Genomic DNA, 14229 nt, shown 5'->3' on the forward strand with positions numbered 1-14229 from the left:
CCCTACCAATATTACTGATAAAAAAGCCGAGCGATCTGTTTGATCTTCGGCTTCATGTCAGCCAGTCGGATATTACCAAACCCCAGCACTGCACCACTCCAATCACGAGCATCACTTGATCCATATTCATAAAAGTCAAAAGGACGAATGATGATATTTTCAAACTCTGCTCTACGGCTCCACTCATGTTCAGATATCCCTTGATACCACTTCACTGTCACATGTAGCCCAGCAGCCTGACTGATCACTTCAAGATCGCCATGAAACTCACTTTTAATTGCTTCTATCATCGCTTCATGCTTGAGTTTGTATGAACGACGCATCTTTCTAATATGGCGCAATAAATCGCCTTCACGTACAAAGTCCGCCAGCGCTTCTTGTGTATGTGAGGCCGTGTCTCCAGTGAGCGCATCTTTAATCTCAAGACACTTCGCCACCAGACTTTCTGGCACCACCAAATAACCTAGTCGCAAGCCATTGAACATCACCTTACTCAGCGATCCGACATAGATGATGCGATCATCGAACCCTAACTTTCCCGCTAACCCTTGCATGCTGGTATAAGGGCGATGAGCAAACTGAAACTCACTGTCGTAATCATCCTCAATGATCCATGACTGATGTTGATTGGCCCAATCGATCAGTTTAAGTCGTTGCTCGGTATTCAAGGTCGTGCCCATTGGGTATTGGTTACTCGGCGTGACATACAGAGCCTTGGCGTTACTGGACAGCACTTTTTCAATATCTAACCCAACCTTTTCACGCACACTCACACCGTCTAGCTCTAGCCTCAACAGATCGATGATTTTATGCACTTGTCGATAGCCGGGCTCTTCCACAAGGATTTTGTCTCCCATAGCTAACGTCGCCATCAAACCAATTGAGATGGCTTGCTGCGCACCTGCGGTGATGATGATTCTATCGGTACTGCAGTGAACCGAGCGACTACTCGCAAGATACCCGCTCAATGCTTCCCTCAAGGCCAAGCTTCCCTGAACCTCTTGATTGCCCGCAATGTTCTGACGTGTAGAGTGACGTTGCAGCAGCCTCTGCCATTTCGCAAAAGGGAACGCATCTAAGTCAGGAACTCCGGGGGCAAAGCTGCGGTTAATGTCGTTAGGTGTCGCTATGTTTGCAGCCGGTTTACTGACTGTTTGTTTAACCTTCGGATCCTGAACACTGTTTGGCTGAGACAAACTTAGAAAGTGCTCTGGTTGTTCAACCGAGACATAAAACCCTGAGCCTTGCTTACTCTCGATATAGCCTTCGGTGACCAGTTGTTCGTACGCATAAATCACCGTATTTCGACTTACCGACAGTTCTACGGCCAACTTACGCGTTGAGGGTAACTTACTGCCCTTACTCCATAAATCTTGAACAATCTTTTCTCTGATCGCATGAAACAAGGCGGTTTGACGCGTGTCATGTTGCTCGTCTAACTGTAGGTCACCGACATCAATAGGCTGCATAACTGGATCCAAATAGTGTTTAAAAGTGGCTCTATTTAATAGACCAGTTAATCGCTACATTAATCAAAAGGCAATGATTAAGGAGCGATTATGTTATCTAGCACGAAAAGAACCACGATTAAAAAAGGGGCTCACAAAGCCGTATTTGAACAAGAGAAACTTCATCAAATCATAGATGAGAGCTTAATCGCACACATTGCATTGCAAGGCAAACATGGACCAATGGTTATTCCAATGCTCGCGTGGCGAGTGGATGATATGGTCTACATCCATGGTGCTAAAAACAGCCGCTTGTTGAAAGGCTTAAAAAAAGGAGAGCCAACCTGTTTAACGTTCACTTTGTTCGATGGTTGGGTGTTAGCTCGTTCGGCATTTCACCACAGTGCGCATTATCGTTCTGCAGTGGTGTTGGGGTCATTTTCAGTCATCGATGACAACCAAGAAAAAGATCGCTTGTTGAACATCTTTATTGAGCAAATCGCGCCGGGTAGAACCGATGAAGTCAGGCTCAGTAATGAAAAAGAACTCACCGCGACCGAGTTATTAGCGATCCCTTTGACGGAAGCATCCGTGAAGATTGGTAAACATGGTGTGAATGATGATAAAGCTGATATGGATATCCCGGTATGGGCTGGCGTATTACCTTATCGAACGGTCGTTGGACCATTAGAAACCGTTCCAGAGCAAGAAGGCATCATTGAAACACCAGATTACCAACAAGCCTATGGTGAGCGCTGGTATCAGAATTGATACGCAAAGATGGTCAACTTAATAAAATTGCATACAATCTGAGCTACAAAAGATTCAACATAGCAAAAGAATGTAGTCAGACAATGAGAACGAATAAGGATATTCTACCATTTCAAGGCTTGCTCAATGGCATTGGGCAAGTCTATTTCACACCGTCTGTTATGACGTCGCTTCTGCTATTGTTTGCCATTTCTATTGAGTCACTTGCGCTGGCTTTTCTTACCTTGTTTGGCGCCAGTTGCAGCTACGGATTTGCCTTACTGACCAATAAACCGTCTCATGATAGTGAGAATGGCATGTATGCGCTAAATGGCGCTTTAGTTGGTTTATTTATCGGTAACTTTTTTGGTGTCACCCCATTTTTGGTTGTAGTGACAATGTTAGGCGCATTACTCACAGTACCTATTGCCCGCATCGTATTCAGTTTTAAGAAATATCGCGGTTACACTAGTGCCTTTATCCTCACCAGTTGGCTGATTTATGCTATCCAATCAGCCTTGGATCTATCGGCATTTTCGCCATCCAACTCCGCATTGATACCCATCATCAGTCTTGAGGTAGGCTCGTGGTTCAGCTTACCAACAGCGGTGCTCCCGTTATTGAAAGGGATCAGCCAAGTCAGCTTTATCGATAATGCACTATCGGGTCTAGTCATCTTGGTTGCCATCGCACTCAACAATATCAAGCATGCGCTATGGGTAGTACTCACAGTGTTAATCAGCACTGTTTTTAGCCACATGATTGGCGCTTCTGGCGCGCTAATTGAGCAAGGTCTTTACGGGTACAACGCCACTCTTGCCACTCTAGCACTTGTGCTCTATCCGCGAATTCCTTGGCCGTTAATCCTATTAGGCATGCTGTTGAGCTGTCTCATCACACTTGGTTTTCATGAACTGTCACTGCTACCACTTACCGCGCCTTTTGTCCTTAGCACTTGGATAATCGTTTACCTATCCACTCATTTTAAAAAGCTAGATGAAGACTAATGATGATCAGTATTGACTATCAAAACGCTCAATATACTGCTTAGGCGTCAAACCTCGATGTTTCTTAAACATCCGATTAAAGCTCGCGACGTTGGTATAACCTAACCTCTTCGAGACCTCTTCCACTGGCACTGAATACATCAGTAGCTCTACCGCCACGTTGCTTAACGCATACCCCATAATGGTAGAAAAATTGATGCCCGATTTATGCAAACGGCGTTGAAACTGCTGCTCAGAGAGCCCTAATAAACTGGAAACCTTGTGAAGGGTTGGTAAACCAAAGTGGCGACTGTAGTTGATCATCTCATAGGTGACCTTATGTTCATCACCAGCATCTGGCATGTTTAGATAGTTATCCAAGTCATGAAAGTTCATCGCCAGATTTGCTTTACTGTTCGATAGTGATTGATTGATGGATAACCTCGATTCACTCGGGATCCAAACCTCTGTGCGAGGCTGTCCCCATTGAATCGTACAGCCGAAATATTCATGGTAGAGGTCAACATTCTCTCGACGACCGGCTATTGAAACCGCGACGGGTTTAAAGTCATCACCCAAATATCGACGTAAAATCTTCATAATGAAAACCGCGACTCTTATTGAGTCATGCACTTTACCCGTTTCTGAGTAAGCAGGATTGTCGTAGCACCATTTAATCATTGTCCCTACCTGTGCACCGTATAAGAACGCACCAGACTGTAAACAGTGCAGGCCGATGTTCACTCGGCGGATCGTAGAAGCAAGATCATGTCCAGAAAAAAACCAGTTGGTTAACGGGCCTAATTTTTCAATATCCACTCGGTCAGACAGTTTCAGAATAATATCTGGATCATTAGTTTGCTGTTCAAGAAACCCATACCATTTATCGACTTCATTGACCGGAATAAGATTCATTGAGTTAGTAAACACAGACTTCGGAATACCTAAACGCTCCGTATTAACCACAGGGTTTGTGACAGCGTGTTGATAAATACCCAAAATCCCTAACGCTCTTAAGAAGTTACAATTGTTCATTAGTCGCTAACCCTTAGAAAGGAGATCATAGATCAAATCATATAATTGCCATTATCGAAGTAATTAGTAAATTTACAACCTGTAAATCCAACTTCCATCACACTCGGCGTTCAAATTTTACTTAGGGTTGATCAATGAGTTTACTAAGTGTCCCATTTGTTGGAACAGGCGCAGACACCGCATTACACGTAGTAGCTGGCGTTGTGTTGGTCGCAACAATCGCAGCTGCATGTTACGGCTTTTGGCGTGTTCATGAATTACCAATCAATAAAGCCCACAGTAAAGAGCATCACCAGCTCGGTTTAATCACAGCTTTAACTTGGATTGGCTTCATATGGCACTGGGTATGGGTACTTGCCGTCATTTTAGCGTTTGTTGATATGGAAAAAGCCATCATAAACCTGAGAGACACATGGAAAGCACCTGCGGAACCAACAGAACAACAAGTTAAGAATGATCAAGATGGGGAGAGCCAAACATGTTAGAAGGCTTAGCTCTGTGGGCACTGTTCATCTATCTACTTAGGCTTATTGGTATGCCATGGAATAAGGGCACCAAAGCATTTTCTTATCTAGGTGGTACATCATGGTTATTGTTTGTTTGGGTTGGACTCATTAACTACACGCCGATGGATCTCTCTGGAGGTTCAGTCGTTCAATCACCACACATTCAGCTGCGTCCAGATTCAACCAATGTGTCAGGCAAAACAACCAAGGTTCACATTAGACCGAACCAAGACGTGATTGAAGGTCAGCTCATTTACGAAATTGATGACACCAAATATGTTATTGCGAGAGATAAGGCTAGCGTGCAACTTGAATCGGCGAACGTTGCTTTAGATACCGCTCGCCAAGAAGTGAGCATCGCTAAAGTAAGCTATCAGTCAGCGCTTGAAGATATCAAAGCCTCTGTCGCTCAGATAGAATCAGCAAAAACAGATCTTGTTCTGCAATCTAAAACACTTGACCGCTACCAAAAGCAAAACAAAGTGGTAGAACATACGATTACTGAGACTGACATCGACCAACAAACGGCAAAGGTAGACTTGGCAACGTATAACGTCACCACGTTGGAATCTCAACTGAGTAAGAAAGAAGTTGATGCTGAGAACGCGAAGTTAAACATCCACAAGGCAGAAACCAACGTCAGTAAGAAACAAACTGAGGTAGATTCGACAAAAGCAACATTGGCTCAAGCTCAATGGGATTTGAACAGTACCAAAGTAACTGCGCCGACTGACGGCTTTGTAACTAATTTCATTCTTCGTGAAGGACAGCGAGTATCAATGATGCCTCGTATCCAAATGTACACTGAAGAAAAATACGTGTTAATGCGAGTGAATCACCAAGCTATTCGTAACGTAAAAGTGGGCCAACCTGCTGAGTTTGCAACGGCGGTATACCCAGGCAAGATATTCTCCGCAACCGTAGAAGGCATTGTTGAAGCGACGGGTGAAGCACAAGCTAGCCTATTAGGTATTGATGAACAAGTTCGTGTCACCACAGGTAGAAACCTTCAGAATAAACACCACTTTGTCCGCTTAAAAATTGACGAGGCGGAAGGTTACGATATTCCAGTCGGCTCTGTAGGGTTAGCTTGGGTAAGCGGTGAGAAGCCTATCAGCTTTATGGCGTTCCTAGACGTAATACGTGGGATCATCATTAGAATGAAGTCCCAGTTATACTTCTTCTACTCGATCTAATACTTGTTTTATCTATTTTACCGTTAGTTGCAGACAGAGCAGCAAAAATCAAAAAACTAAGCAGTATTCAGTATTCACTTTTATCGTTTATTCCTTAGTGATAAGCACCACAAATCGCAAAATGCAATTGCAAAACGCAACTACAAACTTCCAAAATGCGAACGAACCGTTTAAATACGCACCAAATTGCTATAAAACCACCATTTCACGTTACTTTAAAAGTTGGCACACTAACTGCAATGTATATATTGACCCTTCTTAAGCCGAGGGTCACCTAGCCAACTGACGTTGTTAGTGAACCTTTCTTGTTCACGATATATATAGGCCAATTGCGAGTATTGCGATTGGCCATTTTTTTGCCTGCAATTTAAGAAACATCGCCCATCCAATATACAGACACCCATTCATAGTCATAATCGCTAGCATTCATAGTGAAGTTCAATTCTGGCTCATCACCTACGCCATAGAAAACGTTTTCTAATTATTTTTTAAGAATAAATATGAAAAGTAACCTTATGTTTTAAATGTCTATTTTTAACATAACCGCCTTAATAGATGGCTTATTGACAAAACTAGCATTGACTATGTTATTTATATCACGATAATGCGCACGTTTGCCTGCAATACGGCGACCGTTAATTTTAATTTTGAACAATTGCGGAGGTAAAAATGGCTGCGGATAATAACTACAGTCTTGGGCCGGTTCCAACATCGGCTAGGAAAGGAGTTGCTTCACTCACCATGGTAATGCTTGGACTCACTTTCTTCTCTGCAAGTATGTGGACAGGTGGTTCACTCGGGACAGGTCTTTCTTTCAACGATTTCTTCCTCGCCGTTCTCATCGGTAACCTAATTCTTGGTATTTACACTTCTTTTCTTGGCTACATCGGCTCATCTACTGGCCTCTCTACTCATCTCCTTGCTCGTTTCTCTTTTGGTACTAAAGGCTCATGGCTTCCTTCTGCTCTACTTGGTGGTACACAAGTCGGCTGGTTTGGTGTAGGCGTTGCCATGTTCGCAATTCCGGTACAGAAAGCCACAGGCATTGATACCAACACCTTGATTATTGTGTCAGGCCTTTTGATGACAGGTACGGTGTACTTCGGTATTAAAGCGCTAATGGTGCTTTCAGCAATTGCGGTGCCCGCGATTGCAATTTTGGGTGGTTACTCAGTACTAACAGCCGTAGACAGTGTTGGTGGACTAGAGCAACTGCAGCTGATTAAGCCAGAGACGCCAATGGACTTCTCAATGGCACTAGCAATGGTTGTAGGTTCGTTTGTAAGTGCAGGTACGTTGACTGCCGATTTCGTTCGCTTCGGTAAAAAGCCAGCAAGCGCCGTGTTAATTACAATGGTCGCGTTCTTCATCGGTAACTCGCTGATGTTTATCTTCGGCGCAGCAGGCGCAGCAGCAACCGGTCAGGCTGATATTTCAGATGTGATGATCGCGCAAGGTCTACTGCTTCCAGCCATCATCGTGCTTGGCTTGAATATCTGGACAACCAATGAAAATGCACTTTATGCGTCAGGTCTGGGTTTATCTAACATCACAGGTCGCTCAAGTACTACAATGTCTATCATTAACGGCATTATCGGTACGATTTTCGCGCTTTGGTTATACAACAACTTCGTTGGTTGGTTAACCTTCCTTTCGCTAGCGATTCCACCCATTGGTGGCGTAATCATCGCCGACTTCTTCGCGAACCGTAAACGTTACAAAGATTTTGCAAATGCAGAGTTCCAAACCGTTAACTGGGCTGGCATTATCGCGGTAGCAACAGGCGTAGCCGCTGGTCACTTCCTACCTGGCATCGTTCCTTTGAATGCCGTGTTTGGTGGTGCAATCAGTTACCTCGTGCTAAATCCTCTATTGAACAAAAAAGCTCTGAAATCTCAGGCCGCTTAAGGACACACTATGACAACCTTATTAATCAAGAACGCGAAACTTCAAGACCAAGAGGGCTTGAAACAAATTCTGATTGAAAATGGTCAATTTTCTCGCATTCTCGATAATGACGCTCAAATCACTCATCAAGGTGACATCCTTGATGCTGAAGGTGGCATTGCAGTTTCTCCTTTCTGTGAACCGCACATCCACCTAGATACTACGCAAACGGCTGGAGAACCTAACTGGAACATCTCTGGTACTTTGTTTGAAGGTATTGAGCGTTGGGCTGAGCGTAAAGAATTGTTATCAATCGAAGACGTAAAGTCTCGTGCCAAGCAAACACTGAAATGGCAGATAGCGAACGGGGTTCAACACGTGCGTACACACGTTGATGTGTCAGACCCAACGTTAGTGGCGTTAAGAGCGATGGTTGAAGTCCGCGAAGAGATGAAAGAGTGGGTCGACATCCAAATCGTTGCATTCCCTCAAGAAGGCATTCTTTCATACCCTAACGGCAAAGAGTTGCTTGAAGAAGCCGTGAAGATCGGTGCTGACGTTATCGGTGCTATCCCTCACTTTGAATTCACTCGTGAATACGGCGTTGAATCTCTGCATTACGTGTTCGAGCTTGCACGCAAGTACGACTGCCTGATCGACGTTCACTGTGATGAGATTGACGATGAACAATCTCGCTTTGTTGAAACGCTGGCAGCCCTTGCGCACAAATTCGAAATGGGTGAGAAGGTAACGGCAAGCCATACCACAGCAATGGGGTCTTATAACGGTGCTTACGCATCTCGCTTGTTCCGTCTATTGAAGATGTCTGGTATTAACTTCGTGGCTAACCCGTTAGTGAATATTCACTTACAGGGTCGCTTCGACGACTACCCGAAACGTCGTGGCGTAACGCGTGTTAAAGAAATGCTAGCAGCAAATATCAATGTGTGTTTCGGCCACGATGATGTGTTTGACCCATGGTACCCACTAGGTACAGCGAATATGCTTCAAGTTCTGCACATGGGACTGCACGTAACGCAAGTGATGGGCTACGACCAAATCAACACCTCACTTGATTTGATCAGCAAGAACTCAGCACGCACACTGCATATCCAAGACAACTACGGCATTGAAGAAGGTAAGCCAGGAAGCTTACTAATTCTTCCTGCAGATAACGGTTTTGATGCGGTACGTCGCCAAGTTCCGGTGCAGTACTCGATTCGCCACGGAAAAATAATCGCAGAGACTCAACCAGCTAAGACTAAAATTAATTTAGATAAGACTGAAGATATCAACTTCAAACGATAATATCGTCTATACTAACGAAGAAAAGGAGGCTTAGGCTTCCTTTTTACTTTGTCATGGTGTGTAACTTTATAAACCTATCAGCTGTTGTAGGTAGTTTTTGTTAACGAGCGCAACATGACAAAAAAACTCGCTGATTTATCAATCAATGAGTGTACAACCCGAAAGACTGTGTTAACATGCACTCGCTCTGTTAGCCGGAGTTATTTAAGTTAGATGAATAGTAAAAAATGACATGTAAAATCGTTACCCGTTTTTGTAAGTAGTTTTTCCTTATTTCTTAGCAATATTAAATAATTCAATTATCAGCGCATTGCAGTAATGCAATCAACAATTTAGAAAATTTATGAATAAGGGACAAATTATGTCTAACACAAATACTGGCACTGTAAAATGGTTTAACGAAGAGAAAGGTTTCGGTTTCATTTCTCAAGACAACGGCGGCGCTGACGTATTCGTACACTTCCGTGCTATCGCTTCTGAAGGTTTCAAAACTCTGAAAGAAGGCCAAAAGGTTTCTTTCGAAGTTGAAAACGGTCAAAAAGGCCTACAAGCAGCAAACGTTGTTGCTCAATAATTAGCTTTTAGCTAAAAAGAATTTTAAAGCGCTGATTTTTATCGGCGCTTTTTTATGCCTGAAATAAACTTCCACTGAGTTACTACCTCTTCCACACTCACCCGTATTACCCATTTTTCGGCAGAGTGTTTGAACAAGCTTGGCTAACCCATTATTGACCGCGATTGGTATTACAGCCCCCATCACCAACAGCCGCCCCCACCCAACCGGACCACTCCTCTTTGGTCAAATAACACCCTATTTATTATTCGATATAAATATGCAATCGATTTCCATAATGAAAATGAGTTGTTTACCCAATCCTCATCCATTAATTATATAATTTTTAAAGCAAAGATCGGTAAAATCCGCTAATCTTGGTCGCAGTGGCTTAGTTAGTTTGGTATCTGCAGTAAAAATCATGAAAAAAGACGAATTTCAAAAATCCACCGCAAATCTAAAAAAAGCGGTGCCTCTTATGATGAAGAACCGGGTGTCTACTACACCTGCAAATTACGCACTTTGGTACACCTATGTTGACAATGCTATCCCACAGCTGACTAAAGACATGGATGGTATCTTGGAATACTATGGCATTTGTCCTCCAGCCGTTGGTGAGCAGCTTTACAATAATTATGTTGCTAGCAAGTCTGAAACGAATATCAATGACCTCCGCGCTAATTTAGAGTTGTTGGTCTCGGAAGTTTCGAATTCGATGAATGACACACTGACCGATACCTCTGCTTTTTCTGAGATGATTGATAAAAGCTTCGAGGATTTGGCCCGCGTTGACAATGAAAGTTTATCGATCGATGAAGTCATGTCTTTAGTTCGTCAGTTAGTTTCTGAATCTCGTCATATTCGTCACTCTACTCAATTTTTAAATTCTCAGTTGAATTCTGCAACATCAGAAATCACTAAGCTAAAATCTCAGCTGGTAGAAGTGCAGAAAGATGCACTCTTTGACAGCACAACGACACTCTATAACCGTCGCTCTTTCGACCGTGATATAGAAACCCTGTGTGAAGCGAAACAACCTCTGTGTTTGATTCTTCTCGATATCGATCATTTTAAAAACTTCAACGACACTTATGGCCACCTATTTGGTGACATGGTTCTTAAAGGCATTGCGCGCAAATTAAAACAAATGTGCCGTGAAGGTATTTCTGCTTACCGATTTGGTGGTGAAGAGTTCGCGATAATCGTGCCAAACAAATCATTACGCATTGCACGCCAGCTTGCTGACACCAACCGCCGCTCTCTAGAAAAGCTATCGATTAAAGATCGTCGTAGCGGGCAACAGGTAGGTAGCATCACCGCATCGTTTGGTGTTGCTGAGCTTGAACCCGGTGAATCGGCACAATCACTGATCGAACGCGCTGATAAGCTACTTTACGAAGCGAAGTCACTTGGTCGAAATAGAGTGATGCCGCTGTAGTCTGCAATCATCTAAACAAATTTACAGTTAAACGACGTACTAACTAGGCTCAAGGCTCAGGCTCAGGCTCAGGCTCAGGCTCAGGCTCAAAAATAGACTCGTAATTAACATCGAAAGCAAAAAGCCCCAATCAATAACCAGTAGGTTAATGGTTGGGGCTTTGTCGTTTATGCATAGTCGTCAGTGTTTAATGCTAAATACATTCAGAGTATTTAACACTACACTGGTTCTACATCTTTCATAAATACCAAAGATGTAGCTGTGACATTAAAGGGCGTAGCAATAGTTAAGACAGTAATCCTCACCGCTCTTAGCTCGGAACTCTTTGTCTTCGCTGCATGCTTTTGGTTTACCCTTCTCATCACCTTGAACTAGGCTGATCCAGTGACGTATTGCTGTAGTGATTCCTTGACGCTCAGTATTCGTTTGTACCGCTTCCATTGGCGACTGGCCAAACGTGGTGCACGACTCTAACTGAATATCATCGATATCGACCAATTCAATGCACCCCGTCCCTTTATGACAACCAAACATCACTTCTAAATGGCTTCCACTGCTATCTCGGAACAAGATTGAGTCTGGGTCACACTTCTCACCCATGTAAGCTACAAACTGCTTAGGATGCTTTAGACCGCTGTGTTGGCCATCTTTGAAATAAGCCATGATATGGCGGTAATCAACTACGTAGCTCGTTACATCTTGATGTGAGCCGTTCTCTAATGGGAACAATCTGTCTAGCAGTTGCTTCGCTTTGAGTTGCTTCTCAGTTTGCTGTTTGGCACTGATAGTCTCCACGGCAAAGACAGCTTCAGCGATAAATGGTTTTGTTTGTTTTTGGATTTCTGTTTTATCGAATGTAAGCATATTCATAGTCTTTCCCTCTTGACCAACCCGGTGAACATTCACCGATTTTTATAGCAAAAATGTGTCCTAGAGCAATTATTCCAAACTAACGTTTAACTTATTTGTCATTTTGTGAATTGCTTAGTTTGTAGACTAGCGCTTTTTTGCCTACAATTTCACAACAAAAATTTTACAATGTGAATTTTACAAATATGGCCTTGTCAAAAAGTTTAGTTCGTCAGTCTCATTTCCTAGGTACGAAAATACGTAACCTAAGAAAACGTAACCATTTAACGATGGAAGATCTGTCTGCGCGTTGTATTAGAATCAACCCAGAATACGCACCTTCCGTTTCTTACCTTTCCATGATTGAACGTGGAAAGCGCGTCCCAAGCATCGATATGCTAGAAGTAATCGCGCAGGTCTTTCAGAAGAACCCAACCTGGTTCCTTGACGACGAATCTGAACAACAAGCCATTGCTCCTGATAAAGGGAATCGTGGTGGGATAAGTGGCATGGCACTCGAGCCTAGCTTTCTTTTCTCCAACGACATCCTGCAAATTGCAATTCCAGAGATGCTATCTCAAACGGGGATCTCAGGCCGCCAGTTTGCACACCTCTTAATTCGAGCACACCAAGAAAGCAATCAGAACCACTTCCCTGACCTTGAGCGCGCAGCGGAAGAAGTTGGCTTGAAACGTCTTAACCTCAGCGTAGAAGACCTTATAGACATCGCTAGAAGCCTAGGAATTAACATCCGTTGGGTAACACGCACACCGAAAGACGTTGTTGATGAACTCGGAATTAATGCCAAACAGCTAGTCACTTCGTTCTTTGAACCTCCTAGCACAATCTTCTTAAATGAAATCCTGAAAGAGTACCCCACTCGTCTGAAATACGATTTATCGGTCTATATTGGCCATTGTATTCTGCATAGCAAAGAAGGCTTAAAGAGTGTGTTGTCGGTCGGCAACAACAACACATGGGACGACAACCAGGTTTCAGGCTCTTCGCAACTTAATTCTCAAGATATTCTTCAAGCATGGCGAGACTTTGAATCTAGCTTCTTTGCTGGCGCACTTCTTTGCCCGAAAGTTCCATTTAGACAGTTGCTTGACCGCACTGGTTACGAAATCGACGTTCACAAAAGAGCGGGGGTTTCCCCCTCTGTTGCTATGCGTCGAATGACGGTAGTATCGCCCTACCCTCACTGGCACTACTTTGATGCTTATGGGCCAGGGAAACTCAAGGCGGTGTACCGCGGGAACGGGATTCCACTGCCTTGGGGAAATATGAGAACTGTTGCCGACCCATGTCAACATTGGGCTGTGTTTCGTCGATTGTCAGAACCTCGCGCAGGGAGTTCGGCTCAAATATCTATTTTAAATGTGGGTGATGAACCAAGAATCTACTGTTGTGAATCCATCAATATGACGGATCCTGCAGGTAACAATCGCGTATTGTGTGCTGGCATAGACCTTAACCCTGCAATTGATGCACAAGGCGGTAATTCAAGAGACATTGCAGAGCAACTTAAAGCATCATGCGTTAACAATGGTGGCTCTGTGGTAATCCCGCGTAACATCAAGAAAGATCTCACGACAATAGCCAAGATTCTAAATATAAATTGGATTGAACGTGGGATTGAGACAGAGGCTAGGCTTATCTGCTCCCGAGGTGGAGAATGCCCGCGCCAACCAAGCTGTTACTCAAAGTGTGGTGAGTGTTAGCGCAAGAATGGTATGAGCATGATTAGTAAATTGTCGTGCTCTGCTTGTTTTGCTTTAGCTAACTGCACTTAATAATAAGTGTAGTAATAACAATTAATAAAAAGTAATACCAACAAGTAGAACTCAAAATTCAGGCAAAAAAAAACCAATCACAAAAGGGTGATTGGTCATATATTTTGTGTGAACAATATGGGTTCACTAACAACGTCAGTTGGCTAGGTGACCCTCGGCTTAAGAAGGGTCACTATTACTAATGCACTATACGTGCCAACTTTAAACATACGTATTTACTACGCATCTGAACACGTATTCGCCATAAATGCTTGTTTGTTTTGCAAACTGAAATTGCAAATTGCAAAACCCAACAAATCGCTAGTGATTATGTTGTTATTAATAGATCATTAAAGATTAATTTCTCTTCCTATAAATACCTACTTTTCAATAAATTCGATAGCTTCAACTCTGAAGAAACCTCTTCTTGTTTGATTCGGGCGTGTTGACCTTTCGAGCTGATTTTTGCAGCGAGTTGCTGGGTATTTATACAAGGCA

General features: G+C 43.3%; 12 protein-coding genes. 9 read left to right on the forward strand and 3 right to left on the reverse strand.

Translation table 11 applies throughout. The annotated features are described in order from the left end of the window. Nucleotides 1-11: 11 nt before the first annotated feature. Entirely contained in the window at nucleotides 12-1469 is a 1458-nt protein-coding gene (locus tag AB6E08_RS15160; RefSeq protein ID WP_017100956.1) for a PLP-dependent aminotransferase family protein, read from the reverse strand. A 90-nt stretch (nucleotides 1470-1559) separates the two neighbouring features. Here AB6E08_RS15160 and AB6E08_RS15165 point away from each other — a divergent pair, with 90 nt between their 5' ends. Both AB6E08_RS15165 and AB6E08_RS15170 read left to right on the forward strand, forming a co-directional pair. After that, a complete protein-coding gene (locus tag AB6E08_RS15165; protein WP_372064360.1) occupies nucleotides 1560-2219 on the forward strand; it encodes a pyridoxamine 5'-phosphate oxidase family protein in 660 nt (219 codons plus the stop codon). Nucleotides 2220-2302: 83 nt separating this feature from the next. Beyond that, on the forward strand, nucleotides 2303-3205 hold the full coding sequence (locus AB6E08_RS15170) for an urea transporter (RefSeq protein ID WP_372064358.1): 903 nt from the start codon (nucleotides 2303-2305) through the stop codon (nucleotides 3203-3205). A gap of 6 nt (nucleotides 3206-3211) precedes the next feature. Here AB6E08_RS15170 and AB6E08_RS15175 read toward each other — a convergent pair whose 3' ends face one another. After that, the gene (locus AB6E08_RS15175; RefSeq protein WP_017097042.1) at nucleotides 3212-4219 is read right to left on the reverse strand and encodes an AraC family transcriptional regulator; all 1008 of its coding nucleotides are present in this window, start codon (nucleotides 4217-4219) and stop codon (nucleotides 3212-3214) included. Nucleotides 4220-4353: 134 nt separating this feature from the next. Between AB6E08_RS15175 and AB6E08_RS15180 the strand changes: the two genes are divergently transcribed. The 6 genes from AB6E08_RS15180 to AB6E08_RS15205 all read left to right on the forward strand — a co-directional run bounded on the left by AB6E08_RS15180 (nucleotide 4354) and on the right by AB6E08_RS15205 (nucleotide 11107). Continuing rightward, nucleotides 4354-4704: a hypothetical protein gene (locus AB6E08_RS15180; RefSeq protein ID WP_012600300.1), complete on the forward strand. Its 351-nt coding sequence runs from the start codon at nucleotides 4354-4356 to the stop codon at nucleotides 4702-4704. After that, nucleotides 4698-5921, forward strand: coding sequence for an HlyD family secretion protein (locus AB6E08_RS15185; RefSeq protein WP_372064355.1), 1224 nt, complete (start codon nucleotides 4698-4700; stop codon nucleotides 5919-5921). Before AB6E08_RS15180 ends, AB6E08_RS15185 begins: the two co-directional genes overlap by 7 nt. A 669-nt stretch (nucleotides 5922-6590) precedes the next feature. Continuing rightward, on the forward strand, nucleotides 6591-7829 hold the full coding sequence (codB, locus tag AB6E08_RS15190) for a cytosine permease (RefSeq protein ID WP_032499239.1): 1239 nt from the start codon (nucleotides 6591-6593) through the stop codon (nucleotides 7827-7829). A gap of 9 nt (nucleotides 7830-7838) precedes the next feature. Next, entirely contained in the window at nucleotides 7839-9116 is a 1278-nt protein-coding gene (locus AB6E08_RS15195; protein ID WP_102249382.1) for a cytosine deaminase, read from the forward strand. Nucleotides 9117-9477: 361 nt separating this feature from the next. Then, entirely contained in the window at nucleotides 9478-9690 is a 213-nt protein-coding gene (locus tag AB6E08_RS15200) for a cold-shock protein (protein WP_004730009.1), read from the forward strand. A 400-nt stretch (nucleotides 9691-10090) separates the two neighbouring features. Further along, nucleotides 10091-11107 (forward strand): GGDEF domain-containing protein, encoded by a 1017-nt coding sequence (locus tag AB6E08_RS15205; RefSeq protein ID WP_009845697.1) that lies wholly within the window; start codon nucleotides 10091-10093, stop codon nucleotides 11105-11107. A gap of 267 nt (nucleotides 11108-11374) precedes the next feature. Here the strand turns inward: AB6E08_RS15205 and AB6E08_RS15210 are convergent, their stop codons facing one another. Continuing rightward, nucleotides 11375-11977, reverse strand: a complete 603-nt coding sequence (locus AB6E08_RS15210; RefSeq protein WP_009845698.1) for a malate synthase — start codon at nucleotides 11975-11977, stop codon at nucleotides 11375-11377. Nucleotides 11978-12147: 170 nt separating this feature from the next. On the opposite strand from AB6E08_RS15210, the gene AB6E08_RS15215 reads away from it, so the two are divergent. Then, entirely contained in the window at nucleotides 12148-13680 is a 1533-nt protein-coding gene (locus AB6E08_RS15215; protein WP_017097047.1) for a DUF3612 domain-containing protein, read from the forward strand. Nucleotides 13681-14229: the final 549 nt, after the last annotated feature.

Source organism: Vibrio sp. 10N.247.310.24 (assembly GCF_041467175.1).
GTDB lineage: Bacteria > Pseudomonadota > Gammaproteobacteria > Enterobacterales > Vibrionaceae > Vibrio > Vibrio tasmaniensis_A.